The sequence below is a fragment of the Bradyrhizobium sp. HKCCYLRH1030 genome (assembly GCF_051168395.1).
GTDB lineage: Bacteria > Pseudomonadota > Alphaproteobacteria > Rhizobiales > Xanthobacteraceae > Bradyrhizobium.
The window spans coordinates 452,416-467,874 of record NZ_JBNPUY010000004.1; the positions used below are offsets into that span (position 1 = coordinate 452,416).

The 15,459-nt window shown below is 67.0% G+C and carries 14 protein-coding genes; 5 read left to right on the forward strand and 9 right to left on the reverse strand.

Annotated features, from left to right (window positions below):
* Nucleotides 1–171: 171 nt before the first annotated feature.
* Nucleotides 172–720, forward strand: coding sequence for a hypothetical protein (locus tag ACQR1E_RS15210; RefSeq protein ID WP_434897237.1), 549 nt, complete (start codon nt 172–174; stop codon nt 718–720).
* Nucleotides 721–735: 15 nt separating this feature from the next.
* Here ACQR1E_RS15210 and ACQR1E_RS15215 read toward each other — a convergent pair whose 3' ends face one another.
* Nucleotides 736–1,620 carry a metallophosphoesterase family protein gene (locus ACQR1E_RS15215; protein ID WP_316193432.1) on the reverse strand — a complete coding sequence of 295 codons (885 nt, stop codon included), beginning with the start codon at nt 1,618–1,620 and terminating at the stop codon, nt 736–738.
* 127 nt (nt 1,621–1,747) lie between these two features.
* Between ACQR1E_RS15215 and ACQR1E_RS15220 the strand changes: the two genes are divergently transcribed.
* From ACQR1E_RS15220 to ACQR1E_RS15230, 3 genes are all read left to right on the forward strand, one after another.
* Complete coding sequence (locus tag ACQR1E_RS15220) at nt 1,748–2,269, forward strand: NUDIX domain-containing protein (RefSeq protein WP_315717312.1); 522 nt, start codon at nt 1,748–1,750, stop codon at nt 2,267–2,269.
* Nucleotides 2,270–2,318: 49 nt separating this feature from the next.
* A complete protein-coding gene (locus tag ACQR1E_RS15225) occupies nt 2,319–3,251 on the forward strand; it encodes a glycosyltransferase family 2 protein (RefSeq protein WP_315717311.1) in 933 nt (310 codons plus the stop codon).
* 78 nt (nt 3,252–3,329) lie between these two features.
* Nucleotides 3,330–4,502, forward strand: coding sequence for a M20 aminoacylase family protein (locus tag ACQR1E_RS15230; RefSeq protein ID WP_434897238.1), 1,173 nt, complete (start codon nt 3,330–3,332; stop codon nt 4,500–4,502).
* Nucleotides 4,503–4,518: 16 nt separating this feature from the next.
* On the opposite strand, the gene qhpR is transcribed toward ACQR1E_RS15230, so the two are convergent.
* From qhpR to ACQR1E_RS15250, 4 genes are all read right to left on the reverse strand, one after another.
* Nucleotides 4,519–5,580, reverse strand: a complete 1,062-nt coding sequence (gene qhpR / locus ACQR1E_RS15235) for an AraC-like transcriptional regulator QhpR (protein ID WP_434897239.1) — start codon at nt 5,578–5,580, stop codon at nt 4,519–4,521.
* Between the two features lie 148 nt (nt 5,581–5,728).
* On the reverse strand, nt 5,729–7,135 hold the full coding sequence (eat, locus tag ACQR1E_RS15240; RefSeq protein WP_316171616.1) for an ethanolamine permease: 1,407 nt from the start codon (nt 7,133–7,135) through the stop codon (nt 5,729–5,731).
* Nucleotides 7,128–7,910 (reverse strand): ethanolamine ammonia-lyase subunit EutC, encoded by a 783-nt coding sequence (gene eutC, locus ACQR1E_RS15245; RefSeq protein WP_434897240.1) that lies wholly within the window; start codon nt 7,908–7,910, stop codon nt 7,128–7,130. The genes eat and eutC overlap by 8 nt, the downstream gene beginning before the upstream one ends.
* Nucleotides 7,907–9,307, reverse strand: coding sequence for an ethanolamine ammonia-lyase subunit EutB (locus ACQR1E_RS15250; RefSeq protein ID WP_315717305.1), 1,401 nt, complete (start codon nt 9,305–9,307; stop codon nt 7,907–7,909). Before ACQR1E_RS15250 ends, eutC begins: the two co-directional genes overlap by 4 nt.
* Before the next feature lie 250 nt (nt 9,308–9,557).
* Here ACQR1E_RS15250 and ACQR1E_RS15255 point away from each other — a divergent pair, with 250 nt between their 5' ends.
* Nucleotides 9,558–10,070 carry a GNAT family N-acetyltransferase gene (locus ACQR1E_RS15255; RefSeq protein WP_315717304.1) on the forward strand — a complete coding sequence of 171 codons (513 nt, stop codon included), beginning with the start codon at nt 9,558–9,560 and terminating at the stop codon, nt 10,068–10,070.
* A gap of 137 nt (nt 10,071–10,207) precedes the next feature.
* Here ACQR1E_RS15255 and ACQR1E_RS15260 read toward each other — a convergent pair whose 3' ends face one another.
* The 4 genes from ACQR1E_RS15260 to ACQR1E_RS15275 form a co-directional block, all read right to left on the reverse strand.
* Nucleotides 10,208–12,535, reverse strand: a complete 2,328-nt coding sequence (locus ACQR1E_RS15260) for a TonB-dependent receptor domain-containing protein (protein WP_434897256.1) — start codon at nt 12,533–12,535, stop codon at nt 10,208–10,210.
* Between the two features lie 157 nt (nt 12,536–12,692).
* The gene (locus tag ACQR1E_RS15265) at nt 12,693–13,064 is read right to left on the reverse strand and encodes a DUF2946 family protein (protein ID WP_315750388.1); all 372 of its coding nucleotides are present in this window, start codon (nt 13,062–13,064) and stop codon (nt 12,693–12,695) included.
* Between the two features lie 187 nt (nt 13,065–13,251).
* Complete coding sequence (locus ACQR1E_RS15270) at nt 13,252–15,315, reverse strand: hypothetical protein (RefSeq protein WP_316183793.1); 2,064 nt, start codon at nt 15,313–15,315, stop codon at nt 13,252–13,254.
* Nucleotides 15,312–15,458: a hypothetical protein gene (locus tag ACQR1E_RS15275; RefSeq protein ID WP_434897241.1), complete on the reverse strand. Its 147-nt coding sequence runs from the start codon at nt 15,456–15,458 to the stop codon at nt 15,312–15,314. The genes ACQR1E_RS15270 and ACQR1E_RS15275 overlap by 4 nt, the downstream gene beginning before the upstream one ends.
* Between the last annotated feature and the right edge of the window lies 1 nt (nt 15,459).

Consider the following 15,459-nt stretch of genomic DNA (forward strand, 5'->3'; position numbering starts at 1 on the left):
GGCGGTCTCAGCCGGGTCATTCCGGAGGGGGCCGCCCACGTCCGTTTGTGGTTACGACGGCGTGCTTATAACCCATTGAAGATGAAAGGGGATTGCAGAATACTGGGTTACTGCTAGGTTAACACGGTGGGAACCTGGCGAAACCAGGGCCGAACCGTGAAAGCGTGAGCGATGTCCGAGGCCGCCGATAGCAGCACAGACTCCCGCCCCGTGCGCCTGCGCGAAGCGCTGCGCCAGGCCCGGATCGAGGCCGCAGACCGAACAGGCGTGGTGGTCGACCTGCGCGACGCCGAGGTGGCGCGGCTGGAGATCCTCAACGATGCGCTCGACCCGCTGTTCGCGGAGATCCCGGGTCAGCTCGATCTGTTCGATCGCGGCATCAGCCAGGGTGAGACGCCGCGGCTGTGGATCGACGTCGTCGCCCATGTCGTGATGGGACGCGACAAGCGGCAGTACCGCTTTGTGCAGGACACCCGCAACGGCCGCATCGTGCTCGCCGAGTCGCACGACATCGCTGCGATCGTGAAAGCCGTCACCGACTACGTCGCCCGCCGCATGGTCGAGCGCGAGCGCGCCTTCAGCGTCGCGCGGGCTCAGTCGAGGACGATCGCCGAGGCGCCGCGCCGGCGCGGTGGGATCTGGCCGTTCGTGCTCGGCTTCGTGCTCGGCGCGCTGTCGCTGTTCGGGGTCGCATTCTATGCGAGCCTGCAGCAGATCTGACGGCCAGGCTGCGACTCAAAGCAGGCGGACCTCGCGGATCTCGCGCACGCGCAGCGCCTCGTTGACCGCGCGCACGGTCATGTCGCAGCGCCAGTGATTGCCGTCGCTGCTGATGGCAAACATGTTGTAGGCCGCGGCCGGATAGTGGCCATGCGCGATCGAGGAGGCCGAGGGCACGCCGACGACCGGGATCTTGCGCTCCGGGCCGTCGATCCAGAGCGTCGAATGCACGTGGTCGTGGCCGTGCAGGATCAACTCGACGCCGTGGCGGGCGAGCAGCGCGATCAGCTTCTTCGCGTCGGTCAGCCGCTTCATCCGGTGGGCCGAGCGCAGCGGATGATGCACCAGCAGCACGCGGAACAGCTGCTCGTGCGCCAGCGATTCGAGCATCTGCTCCAGCGCAGCGAGCTGTGCGCGGCCGAGCCGTCCCGTCGCCATGAACGGCGCCGAAGGCACGGCAGAGGACAGGCTGATCAGCGCGAGCGGCCCGCGCCGGCGCAGCGACGGAAACGTGGCCGGTCCCTCGGCATCGCCGCCGAAATAGTCGGCAAAGCTCTCGGCGAAGCGCAGCCGCGTCGAGCGCACATAGGCGTCGTGATTGCCGGGAATCGCGGTGACCCTGTCCGGCGGCCCCACGGTCCGGAGCCAGGCCTGGGCGATGGGAAATTCGGATTCCAGCGCGAAATTGACCAGATCGCCGGTGACGGCGATCTGGTCCGGCATCTGCGTGTGCAGGTCGGAGATCAGCAGATCGAGGATGTCGCGGCGATGGTATTTGTAGCGATTGCGCGTCCAGTTGAGATAGCCGAGCGCGCGCTTGCCGGCGAGCTCCGACAGGCGCGGCTTGTGCTGTGGCGCGAGATGCGGGTCGGACAGATGGGCGAGCGTGAAGGCAGCCATTATGCCCCTCGGTGCCGATGGCGGATGCAAGCGCGCCCAGATGTCATCTCGTGCTATCCCTCGTGGTGCCCGGCTCTCATGACAAGCCCTGCCAGCGAGCGCAAGAACAACCAGGACGACGACAGCGATGACGACATATCTGAGCCGGCTGCGGATCCGGCTCGAGCCCGCGCTCCGGCGCGGCTTCCACCTCTATTGGCGCTTCGCCCGCGGCATGACGCTCGGCGTCCGCGGCGTGGTGCTGGATGCCGAGAACCGCGTGTTCCTGGTCCGGCACGGCTATGTCTCGGGTTGGCACCTGCCGGGCGGCGGCGTCGAGGTCGGCGAGACGTTCATCGAGGCGCTGACGCGGGAGCTGTTCGAGGAGGGCCGGATCGCGCTGGAAGGCGAGCCGGAGCTGCACGGCATCTTCCTCAACGGCCACGTCTCGCCGCGCGACCACGTCGCCGTCTTCGTTATCAAAAGGTTCACGCAGGACCGGCCGCCGGAGCCGAACCTCGAGATCGTGGAGACCGGCTTCTTCGCCCGCGACGCGCTGCCGGAGGGAACCACGCTCGGCACGCTGTCCCGCCTGCGCGAGGTGCTAGACGGCGTTAAGATCATTCCCACTTGGCGGCCGGAACAGCACGTTGCCGCCGGATCATTATGAATTTCTGCACCGAATGAGGGCAGTCTCCCGTCCCGTGGGAGAGGGGTCGATGATATCACCTTCGATGCGGATCGCCGTGCTGGTGCCCTGCTACAATGAGGAGGCCGCGGTCGCCACCGTGGTCCGCGATTTCAAGCAGGCGCTGCCGACGGCCACCGTCTACGTCTACGACAACAATTCCAAGGACCGCACCATCGAGGTCGCGCGCGCGGCCGGCGCCGAGGTGCGCTCTGAGCGGCGCCAGGGCAAGGGTCACGTCGTCCGGCGCATGTTCGCCGATGTCGATGCTGACATCTACGTGCTGGTCGATGGTGACGCGACCTATGACGCGCCGAGCGCGCCCGGCATGGTTGCGCGTCTCGTGAGCGAGCGGCTCGACATGGTGGTGGGTCTGCGCGTCGACCAGGAGCAGGCCGCCTACCGCATGGGCCATCGCACCGGCAACTGGATGCTGACGAGCTTCCTCGCCGAGGTGTTCGGCCAGGCCTTCAAGGACATCCTGTCCGGCTACCGCGTATTCTCGCGCCGTTTCGTCAAATCCTTCCCGGTGCTCTCCGACGGCTTCGAGATCGAGACCGAGCTGACCGTGCATGCGCTGGAGCTGGCGCTGCCGGTCGCCGAGCTCGCAACGCCATACTACGCGCGGCCCGAAGGGTCCGTCTCCAAGCTCAACACCTGGCGCGACGGCTTCCGCATCCTCGGCACGATCCTGAAGCTCTATCGTTCGGAAAAGCCGCTGCGCTTCTTCAGCGCGATCGGCATCTTCCTCGCGCTGGTCTCGATCGGCTTCGCGATTCCGATCTTCGTCACCTATATCGAGACCGGACTGGTGCCGCGGCTGCCGACCGCCGTGTTGTCGATGGGCCTGATGATCATGGCGCTGCTGTCGGCCTCGTCGGGCCTGGTGCTCGACACCGTCACCCGCGGCCGCCGCGAGATGAAGCTGCTGGCCTACCTGTCACACGCCCCGATCGAGGGCTGATGCAGGCGAAAGCTTGTGTCCGTCCGCCGTTCCGGTCATGGTTCGGGCGTCAATGTCCTGAACGAGAACACCGCCTCCATGCCCATCCTCAACAGCATCGCCGCGCTCGCCGACGACATGGCCGCCTGGCGCCATGATTTCCATGAACATCCGGAGTTGATGTACGAGGTGCACCGCACCGCCGGCATCGTCGCCGAGCGCTTGCGCGAATTCGGTTGTGACGAGGTGGTGACGGGCATTGGGCGCACCGGCGTGGTCGGTGTCATCCGCGGCCGTCGGACCAGTTCAGGTCGCACCATCGGCCTGCGCGCCGACATGGACGCGCTGCCGATCGAGGAAGCCTCGGGCGTGCCCTATGCGTCGAAGACGCCGGGCCTGATGCATGCCTGCGGCCATGACGGCCATACCGCGATGCTGTTGGGTGCCGCCAAGCATCTCGCCGACACGCGCAATTTCGACGGCACCGCGATCGTGATCTTCCAACCCGCCGAGGAGGGCGGCGCCGGCGGCAAGGCGATGGTGGACGATGGATTGATGACCCGCTGGGGCATCCAGGAGGTCTACGGTCTGCACAATGCGCCGGGCGTGCCCGAAGGCGTGTTCGCGCTGCGGCCGGGTCCGATGCTGGCATCATCGGACCAGCTCGAGATCACCGTCCGCGGCAAGGGCGGTCATGCCGGCGCCGGCGTCCACAAGGCGGTCGACAGCGTGCTGATCGCCGCGCACATCATCACGGCGCTGCAGTCGATCGTGTCGCGCAACGTCGATCCGATCAAGTCGGCGGTCATCTCGATCTGCGTCGTCGAGGCCGGCAAGGCGATGAACGTCATTCCGGAGACCGTCGAATTGAAGGGCACCGTGCGCACGCTCGATCCCGAGGTGCAGGACCTGGTGGAGCGCCGCATTGCCGAGGTCGCCGACGGCATCGCCCGCACCTATGGCGGTGAGGCGGCGACGAAATACACGCGGCTCTACCCGATCACGATGAACCATGCGCGCGAGACCGGCGTCGCCGCTGACGTCGCTCGCGACGTTGTCGGCGCGGAGCGGGTGGTCGACAATGCGCCGCCGCTGATGGGGGCCGAGGATTTCGCCTTCATGCTGCAGGCCCGCCCCGGCGCCTTCGTCTTCCTCGGCATGGGCGACGGCAAGGACTGCCACCATCCGGCCTATCGATTCAATGACAACATCCTCGGCCACGGCGCGTCCTATTGGGTGCGGCTGGTCGAGAAGACGATGCCGGCCGATTGATGCCGGCGGCGAGTCGCTAGCTGCGAACGGTCGCCTGCAATGACCGTTGGCGCCACTGCCGGGGACTGCAGCCGATCCAGCGCGAGAACGCGCGGGAGAAGGCTGAGGCTTCGGAGTAGCCGAGCAGGAAGGCCACGTCCCCGAGCGGCAGATGCGCTTGGCGCAGATAGTGGCGGGCGAGGTCGAGCCGCGTCACCTCGACGAGGTCGGAGAAGGTGGCGCCGAACTCGGCAAGCCGGCGCTGCAACGTCCACGACGTGGTCGACAGCGCCTCGGCGACCTCCTCGAGATGAAGCGCGCCGGCCGACAACCGCCGCCGGATTTCGCCACGGACCAGATCGAGGAACGCGGGCGTGCCGCAGGAGCCGGCGACACCGGCGAGATCGGTCGTCAGCCGCTGCAGGCGCGACAGATTGGCCTGGGGCATGGCGCGGTCCAGGCCGCGGTCGCGAAACACCAGCGCATTGGTGCCTTGCGACCATCCGACGTCGGCATCGAAGGCTGCCTCATGATCGCGCCAGGCAGCCGGCCGGGCATGTTCGAACAGCACCATGTCGGGCGCCCAGCCCGATGGCAGGCAGGCGCGGAAGACGTTCGCGAACATGCCCATGGTCAATTCGGCGTCCTGCCGGCGATCGACGATCGAGCCGTCGAGAATGCGGTATTCCAGCCGGAGCAAACCGTCATGGCGCGTGAGACGGGTTTCGGTCGCCTGCTGATGCCAGGGAAACCACAGCGCAAGATGCTCGATCGCAGAGCCCAGCGTCGGCGCCGCGAGTGCGATCTCGCCGATCAGGCCGAGCATCTGCGGCTGGTAGCGCTGGCCGAACCACAGTCCGAAATTGTCGTTGCCGGTCTCCTGCGCGGCATCTTCCATCATCGCGACGTAGTCGGCGAGGTCGAGCGCGCGGCGGGTCTGGCCGAGGCATTCGGCATCGATGCCCACCCGTTCAAACACCGCCTCGGGGCGGCCTCCCGTCAGGGCGATGAAATCGGCGACACCGGTCGCAGCAGCGGCCAGAATGTTCCGGCTGCGGTCGCGCGGATGCTGGTGTTCGGCTGCGGGAGGCTGTGCCATGAAATCCTCGCCTTTGAGGACGTACGCCGTCGGTTGACACCTCGTAGTTATGCAAGTCACGTGCCTGCCGAAGCGGGCTATCGATAAAGCCCCCGCGCAGGGACGCGGAGGGCTTGTCTTGATCCTGGATCTCGCGAGTCCTGGCGGATCAGTCGGCCATGGCGCGGGCCTCGGTCAAGGCGATGTCGAGCAGGTTGTCACTCGCCGCGTTGCCGCGCTTGCCGGCCGTCAGACGATAGAGCAGCAGACCGGCGGCGAACAGCACCACGAAGGCCGCGAACACCTGCAGGTTGAACCAAATCATCGTGAGCAGCGAGAGCGTCGCACACACCAGCGCCACGGCCGGAAGCACGGGATAGAGCGGCGCCTTGAACGGCCTGATGAGATTGGGCTCGGTGGCGCGCAGGCGGAACAGCGCGGCCATGCTCATGATGTACATCACGAGCGCGCCGAACACGCTCATGGTGACGATGTTCGCCGTCAGCGTCTGCCCGGCGAACTGGATGAGCTCGTCGGAGTAGATCGCGGCGATGCCGATCACGCCGCCGGCCAAGATCGCCCAATGCGGCGTGCGGCAGGTCGGGTGCAGCGCGGCGAGCTTGGCCGGCAGGAAGCCGGCGCGCGACAGCGCGAAGATCTGCCGCGAGTAGCCCATGATGATGCCGTGGAACGAGGCGATCAGTCCGAACAGACCGATCCACACCAGCATGTGCAGCCAGCCGGAGTTTTCGCCGACCACGATCTTCATCGCCTGCGGCAGCGGATCGTTGATGTTGGCGAGCTTCGACCAGTCGCCGACGCCGCCGGCCATGATCATGGTGCCGAAGGCGAGCACGACGAGCGTCAGAATCCCGGCGATGTAGGCGAGCGGAATCGTCTTGGTCGGATTCTTGGTCTCCTCCGCGGCCATGGCCGCACCTTCGATCGCCAGGAAGAACCAGATTGCGAACGGGATCGCCGCGACGATGCCGCCGATGCTCGTCAGCGAGAACGAATTCTCACCGGCCCAGCCGTTGGCGGCGAAGTTGGCGAAGGAGAAACCGGGCGACACGACGCCCATGAACACCAGGAGTTCGGCAATCGCCAGGACCGTGACGAACAGCTCGAACGTCGCGGCGATCGATACGCCGGCGATGTTGAGGGCCATGAACACCAGATAGGCGCCGAGCGCGGCGGTCTTGGGCGACAGCGCCGGAAACTGGACGTTGAGATAGGCGCCGATGGCGAGCGCGATGGCAGGCGGAGCGAACACGAACTCGATCAGCGTCGCGAAGCCGGCGACGAAGCCGCCGAGCGGGCCGAAGGCACGGTAGGAATAGGCGAACGGTCCGCCGGCATGCGGGATCGCGGTGGTCAGCTCGGTGAAGGAGAAGATGAAGGTCGTATACATCACCGCGATGAAGATCGTGGTGACGAGGAAGCCGAGCGTGCCGGCCTTGTCCCAGCCGTAGCTCCAGCCGAAATATTCGCCGGAGATCACCAGCCCGACCGCGATGCCCCACAGATGGAGTCCGGTCAGGCTCTTCGAAAGGGTCGGTTTGGCCTCGTCACTCATGTCCAGTCGCTCCTGTCTGCTTGTGATGGGTGATTTGGGATGACGATGTGGTCGTCTCGATCGCGGCATCCGGCGCCGCCTCCTTGAGGCCGATGCCGGTGACGCCGATCCGCAGCGCCTCGCGCACCAGCCAGGCCAGCTTGTCGGCGGCGCGCTCGGCCGAGAGCCCGTGGTCGTGAATGTTGGAAATGCAGTTGCGGGCGCTGTCGCGCAGGCCCGGCGCCGGGTGCAGCGTCAGATACACGCCAAGGGAGTCCGCGGCGGACAGACCCGGACGCTCGCCGATCAGGACCGCCACCAGCCGTGCGCGCATCGCGGCGCCGACATCGTCACCCAGCGCCACGCGCGCCTGCGAAGCCAGCACGATCGGGCCGATGGACAGGCCCGTCAGACGCGCCTCGGTGGCGATCACGACAGTGGCGGCATGGCTTTCGACGGCAGCCGCCGACAGCCCGTCGGCAATGATGAAGACGAGATCGTACGGACCGGATGTCAGCCTGGCGGCTTCCTCCGCGGCGAGGCGGCGCCCGAGGTCGGGCCGGCGCAGATAGCTGGCGCGGTCCGGTGCTGCACTCGCGACCTTGATCACCTCCCGCGGCCCGAGCGCGTCGGCGATGCCGTCGAAATTGACCTTGCTCCATACGGCATCGCGCGCGAGCGCATGCGCCATCTGGAATTCCAGCTTCGCGGCCGTCGGAAGCCCGTCGCCGGCGCGCCCGAGTGCGACGCGGGCACGCGTCATCCGGCGCAGCAGGTCGAACGGATCGCCCCTCATGCCCGCGCTCCCTGGCCGATCAGCCGGACTACGGAAGGCGCGCTGCCCGGCAATGGCGGCACGCGGCCGCTTTGGTCGAGCAGGCCCATCCGCGCCAGCCAGGCCTCGAACTCCGGCGCCGGGCGGCGGCCGAGCAGATGCCGCAGCCGCATCACGTCGTGATGCGACAGGCTCTGATAGTTGAGCATGATGTCGTCGGCGCCCGGCACGGCGATCAGGAAGTTGACGTTGGCCGCCGCGAGCAGCAGCGCCAGATCGTCCATGTCGTCCTGATCGGCCTCGGCGTGGTTGGTGTAGCAGACATCGCAGCCCATGGGCACGCCGAGCAGCTTGGCGCAGAAATGATCCTCCAGCCCGGCGCGGATGATCTCCTTCGCGTCGTAGAGATATTCGGGACCGATGAAGCCGACCACGGTGTTGACCAGCAGCGGTGAAAACACGCGCGCGACGGCATAGGCGCGGGCCTCGACGGTCTGCTGATCGAGGCCGTGATGGGCGTCGGCCGACAGCGCCGCGCCCTGGCCGGTCTCGAAATACATGACGTTGTTGCCGACCGTGCCGCGCTTCAGCGACAAGGCTGCGTCCTGCGCCTCGGCGAGCAGCTTCAGGGTCACGCCGAAGCCGGCATTGGCAGCCTCGGTGCCGGCGATCGACTGGAAGACGAGGTCGAGCGGCGCGCCTTTCTCGATCGCCCGGATCGAGGTCGTGACGTGGCTCAGCACGCAGGACTGCGTCGGCACCTCGAATTTGAGCCTGAGATCATCGAGCATCGTGAGCAGGCGGATGCAGGCCTCGACATTGTCGGTCGCGGGATTGATGCCGATCACCGCATCGCCCATGCCGAACAGCAAGCCATCGAGCGTGCCTGCGGCGATCGCCTGGGGATCGTCGGTCGGATCATTCGGCTGCAGCCGCGACGACAGCCGCCCCTCCAGGCCGATGGTGGAGCGGAAGCGGGTCACGACCCGGCATTTGGCCGCGACGGCGACGAGATCGCCATTGCCGCAGAGCTTGGAGACCGCGGCCACCATCTCCGGCGTCAGGCCCGGCGCGAGGGCGGCCAGCCGGTTGGCATCCGCCTCCCAGGACATCAGCCATTCGCGCAATTCTCCGACGGTCAGCGACGCGACGGGCGCGAATGCGGCGGCATCGTGGCTGTCGAGGATGAGGCGCGTGACCTCGTCGCTCTCGTAGGGAATCAGCGGCTCGTCGAGGAAACGCCGCAGCGGCACGTCGGCGAGCGCCATCCGCGCCGCCACCCGCCGCGCGGCGCTGTCGGCTGCTATGCCAGCCAGCTCATCGCCAGAGCGGCGCGGCGAGGCGCAGGCCAGCAGCGTCTTGAGATCGTCGAACACATGAGTTTCGCCGCGATGGCGCGACCGGAACGCACCCGTCATCTTCGACCTGCCGCTCGTGCTGCGTCAGAGCGGTCCAAGCGGCCGCGATGGCGACCACAACGCTCATGAGCTGGGGCAGGTTAAGCGAGGGCGGCTCCGGAAACTTGACATCTTAGCACAATCTTCGGTCACGCCGCGCGAATGCTCAGAAAACTGGCATCAGTGACCCCCGGGGGCGGGCGAATGCTGTCAACACGTGGACGGCCCGCCATGGACCGCGCCGCTCCAGAATGCTATCTCGCCACCCCACATGAGTGACCTGTCCATTACGATCTCCGCCGAAAAGCCGGGCGACGCGCAGGCGATCGAGCGGCTGCATGAGCGCACCTTCGGCCCCGGCCGCTTCGTGCTGAGCGCCTACCGCTTGCGCGAGCATGTCGATCATCTGCTCGCGCTGTCGTTCACCGCCCATATCGGCACTTTGCTGGTCGGCTCGGTGCGGCAACTGCCGATCTGCGTCGGCGACACCAAGGCGCTGATGCTCGGGCCGCTGACGGTCGAGCCGCCGTTCCGCAAGCACGGCATCGGCCGCATGCTGATGGAGCGCTCGGTCGTGGACGCGCGGGCGCAGGGCCACCGCTTGATACTGCTGGTGGGTGACGCGGCCTACTACGCGCGCGTCGGCTTCAAGCCGGTGCCGAAGGGCAGGGCGATCATGCCGGGACCGGTGGATTACAACCGGCTGCTGGTGAACGAACTGATCGAGGGCGCGTTCGAGGGCGTCGAGGGTGCGATCCGGCCCGATTGGGATTACGCGAAGTAATCTCGGTCTCTCCGTCATTGCGAGCGAAGCGAAGCAATCCAGAGTTCCGCCCACGACTCTGGATTGCTTCGTCGCTTCGCTCCTCGCAATGACGAAGGAGGGGGCGCAGATTGGTCGCGTTCTGCGCCCTCCTCGAATCAGAATTTGAGGTTGGCAAAGATCCGCACGCCGATGCCGGGCAGCAGCACCTCGTCCTTGGTGTAGGACACGGAATTACGGATCTTCTCGTTGAGCAGATTGTTGCCGACGAGGCCGACCAGCATCTCGCGCGCGCCGAACATGTTCGCATCGAGTTTGGTCCGGTAGCTGACCTCCGCCTTGAGCAGGTTGTAGCCCGGCGTCGGAGTCTCCGCGATCGGCGCGATGTCGTTCTGCGCGAAGGCGTGCAGCAGGTTGATGCGGGTCAGCCAGTTGGCATCGCGCCAGAACAGGCCGCCGCCGACGCGCATCGGCGGAATCCGCGGCACGTTGGTGCCGTCCGCGAAGGTGGCGCGGACGACGTCGAACTGGTTCTCGATGCCCCAGATGCCGCTGCCGAGCGGAGCAACATTGAACTGGCTCTGGAACTCGAAGCCGCGGAACAGCGCGTTGCGCTGCGAGTAGACCGCCTGATTCAGCTCGGTGCCGGTGGTGCCGCAGGAGGCAAAATCGTCGCCGCACATCACGCCGGTCAGCCGGCGATAGATGAAGTTGCTGAACTGCGTGTAGTAGGCCGTGGCTTCGAAGCGGAACGGGCCGGTGGCCTTGCGCAGCCCGGCCTCGACGGTCTTGGCGGTTTCGATGGTCAGGTTCGGATTGCCGATGTCGAAGGTTGCGGTCGCATCATGGCCGCCGCGCGAGAACAGCTCGGCTGGCTTCGGCGCGCGCTCGACATATTGCGCGGTCACGCTCGCCACCAGATCGCCCGGCAGGTTCTGCAACAGGCCGACGCTCGCGCTCTTCGGCGTGTATGACGGATTTCGGGCGATGTTGGCCTGCGGCGTGCCGTCCGGCAGATAGTCGACCGGGAAGTTCGGCGTGGAGCCGTTCAGCGCGATGTGCTCGATCCGGCCGGCGACCTGCGCCTTGGTCGAGGGCGAGAAGGCGAACTCGTTGAAGACATAGCCGGCGACGCGGTTGTTGGTGTTGGGGCCGAACAGGCCGTTGAACACCGAGCCGGGATTGTCGGGGCTCGGCGCATTCAGCTCCTGGTGCCCGGCCTGCACGCCATAGGCGGTCGTCAGGGTGGCGAAGCGCAGATTGACGGGCATCATCTGCATTTCGACGCGCGCTTCCTGCTCGCGATTGGTGAAGGTCTGGCGCACGCCATCGGTGGTCGGGTCGGTGACGGCTGCAAGGCCGAGCTCATTGTGCCGATAGTCTGTCGCGCCGGCCCAGAACCGGATCGCGTCGATTGCCGCGGAGTCCGGGCGATACTCGCCCTTCGCGGTGATCTTGGTCTGGTGCGCATCGATCCGGGTCCGGCTGTCGGCGCCGCCAATGCCGGGGATGTGGTAGAGCGCATCGGTCTGCGTGATCGCGGCGCCGACGAAGCCGCCTGAGAAGAAGTAGCTGCCGCCGATCGAGGCGCCATCGTTCTGCGCGGCGGAGTTCGGTTGCCGGCCGTTCACCGGGCGGGTCTGGTCGAACAGATAGGGATAGCCGGGAATGGAGTAGTCGCCGGTCTTGCGGCCGTAGGCATCGGCATGAAGCGCGAAATTGCCGCCGCCGGCATCGAGCAGCACGCCGCCCTCGACGCCGCGGTCGACCGAGCTGAACGAGGTGCGCGTTTCCGCGGTAACGCAGGGCGCGCTGCCCGCGGCCGGAGCGCTCGCCGGCAGGCCATAGGTCTGGAACGGCGCGGTCGAACAGGTCGGCAAAGCCTGCGGAATGCGGTTGTTGGTGGCGCTGACGACGCCGCCGATCGAGGTCGAGCCGTAGCGTAGCGCCGCGGGGCCGCGGACCACCTCGATCTGGTCGCTGGTGAGCGGATCGATCGGCACGAAATGGTCCTCGCCGAGATCCGAGGCGCCGCCGCCGCCGAGCCCGTTCTCGACGATGCCGACACGGTTGACGTCGAGGCCGCGAATGATCGGCCGGCTCGATGCGCCCGGCGCGAAGCTCGATCCGGTGATACCGGGTTTCGAATTGAGGAGGTCGCCGAGCGTGGCGGCGCCGGAGCGGCGGAGCTCCTCGTTCGGCACCACGGTGACCGTCGCGAACTGGTCGGTGATGATGGGCGTTACGCCCTGCTGCGGCGGGGGCGGCGCGGTCTGTGCCTCGCGCGCGGGCGCCGGCGTGCGTGGGCCGCTCCGGGCCACGCGCGCTGTGGGATTGGGCCGCGGCACCACCGGCTTGCGGGCACGGATCGGGCTCGGTGCGGTCACTGTGACCTCGGGCAGTTCGGCCGCCGGCTTCGCAGGATCGTCAGCGCGCGCGGGCGCACCCAAAACGCACAACATGGCTGCGGCGCTGCAGCCCGACATCAAGGCTCTCGACAACATCTTTCACTTCCTGATCCTGATCAGGCGTCCCACGTCTTTCGTTGCCGGCGGGATGCGCCTGCCGTCGTCGTGCGACGGACCATTCCTTCACGCGGCCGCCGTGCGCTCGCGCGCAGGGCAGCGTTTCGAGCGGCTCAGATCAGGCGGTGGGAGGAGCGCGCGGCTGGAAGGCGGTGTCGACGACGACAGCCGCGACAGTGGCGGTGATCGCATCGGGCAGACGGAATGCGACCGCTTCAGGAGGCGTCAGAACTGGCGCCGGTGACAGCAGGATCGACTGCGCCATCGCCATGACGGCGCAGATGGCACAGCCATCCGGCGACGGCTGTTGATCGGGATCTTGGTCAGCGGGAGAGGGACCAGTGTGCCGCTCGGCGATGGAGATGCCACCGCCGTCCCGGGCTTGTCCGGCGAGCCAATGCACATGGCCGAAGGCGAGCGCGAATTGCAGCACCAGCGCCAGCAGCGCGAGCCGCGAGACATCCTTGATGTTCGCGCGAAACCAGCTCATCGCCAGCTCTGGCTCATATGAATAGGCCACCCCGTTCGGCTGAGAGGCTCAGCCTTTGTTACAATATAACATCGCAAGGGAGCTTCACAGCTGTCAATCAGTGCACTGCAACGGTGGTCGGAATCCCCGTCGCTGTGCCCTTCGCGCCACGTGGCGCGCCGCGGTGGTGCGTGCTTGTGTCTTCGTGTCAGCGTCCCTCGCGCACCCAGGTCGCGGCGAGCGCGCCGAGCAGCAGCAAGAGGCCGATCACGCCGGCGAACATCGGCAGCACGCCGACGCCCTTGACCACGCTGGCATCGCGCATGCGCACGCCCATCCAGCCGTCGCCGCTGAACAAGGTCGATGACCTCACCGGGACGATGCGCGGCATGTCGATGCCCGAGCCGTCGCCGATGCGGCGGGCATCGCCGCCCGTCGCCTGTGCCAGCGGCTTCAGGGTTTCGGTGGTCGAGGTGACCTCGGAGAATTCCTTGGGATTGGTCGGGCCGACATTGATCAGCGCCTTCAAGGTGCCGTCGGTCGCCTGCCACAGGCCGAGCTCGTTGGCGGGAAGGGTCGCGCGCCATTCGCCGGGATCGCCCTGGCTCAGAGTGAGCTCACGCGTCTGGCCGGACGGCGAGGTCACGGTCACCGGCGGGACGCTGTCGCCCATCGTCTGCCGGATGACGGCGAGATCCTTGCCTTGAATCTGCAGCCGCAGCGCTTCCTCGTCGAGATCCGGCTGCTGCATCAGCCAGTGCGACATGCGCCGGAGCAGGTCGAGATGCGGTCCGCCGCCCTCGTAGCCGCGTGCCCACAGCCAGATGTGGTCGGACAGCAGCAGCGCGACGCGGCCGGCGCCGAAGCGCGACAGCAGCAGCAGCGGCTTGCCGTCGGCGCCGGTCATGACCGGCGGACTGACCGCATTGCGCGTCTCCACGGTGCGGAAGAAGCGGCTCCAGTGCGGCGGCTCAGAGCCCGAGCCTTCGAGGCCGCGCGTCACCGGATGGCGTTTGCCGGCGTCAGACAGATGCGCATAGAACGGCTTCTCGGTGACGCCGACCGGTTCGGCGGGCAGCACCGAGTCGAGCGGTGTGCGCCAGATGCTGGTGTTGGAGGCGTAGTCCGGGCCGGCCGAGACCAGCACCGCGCCGCCATTCCTGACATAGCGCGCGATGTTGTCGAAATAGGCGATCGGCAACACGCCCTGGCGGGCATAGCGGTCGAAGATGATCAGCTGGAATTCGTTGATCTTCTGCTGGAACAGCTCACGGGTCGGAAACGCGATCAGCGACAGCTCGTTGATCGGGGTGCCGTCCTGCTTCTCCGGCGGCCGCAGGATCGTGAAGTGGACGAGATCGATGCTGGCGTCCGACTTCAACAGGTTGCGCCAGGTCCGCTCGCCCGAATGCGGCTCGCCCGACACCAAGAGCACGCGCAGCTTGTCGCGGACGCCATCGATCGAGACCACCGCGCGGTTGTTGACGAGGGTCAGCTCGTTGTCGAGCGGCGAGGCTTCGATCTCGACGATGTTCTGGCCTTCGTGCTTGACGTCGACGTCGACATTGGCGGCCTGGCCGCTGGTCAAGGTGCGCTCGCTGATGACCTCGCCGTCGCGGCGGATCACGACCTTCGCGCTGGCGCCGCTGACGCCCTGGTCGTCGAGCCGGAAGCTGATGGTCTGCGGCTGGCCGACGATGCCGAAGCGCGGCGCGGCGGTGATCGCGATGCGGCGGTCGCGCTCGGACTTCTGGCCCGTGATCAGGGCCTGCAGCGGAGCCTGGAAGCCGAGTGCGGCAACGTTGCCGGGAATGTCGTGAACGCGGCCGTCGGTGATCATGAAGGCGCCCGCGACCCGATCGACGGGGACGTCCGACAGCGCCGAGGTCAGCGCGCTGAAAAGATGCGTGCCGTCGGTCTCGCCGTCGGCCTGGCCGGCATCGACGACGCGGACCTCGAGGCCCTTGATCTTCTTCAAGCTGTCGACCAGCGACTCCTGGGCCGCCTGGGTCTGCTTGTTGCGGTCACCGAAATTCTGGCTCGGGCTCTTGTCGACCACGACGGCGGCGACCGAGCTCAGCGGCTCGCGGTCCTCGCGCGTGAACTGCGGATTGGCCAGCGCGAGCGCGATCAAGGCCAGCGCGGTGACGCGGATCCAGGCCGAACGCGAGCGGCCGAGCAACAGGAGCGCGGCGATGACGACGATCGCGCCGATCGCAAGCCACAGCACGATCGGCGGAACCAGAGGTGTGAACGCGATGCCGTAGTTCATGAGGCAAACTCGCAGTTGTCGTCATGCCCGGCCTCGTGCCGGGCATCCACGTCGCGCAGCCTGCGTCGCTGCTCGTGGATCGCCGGGTCAAGCCCGGCCATGACAACCATTGTTGTTGTGATATCGAGAGCGACGACGCGCATT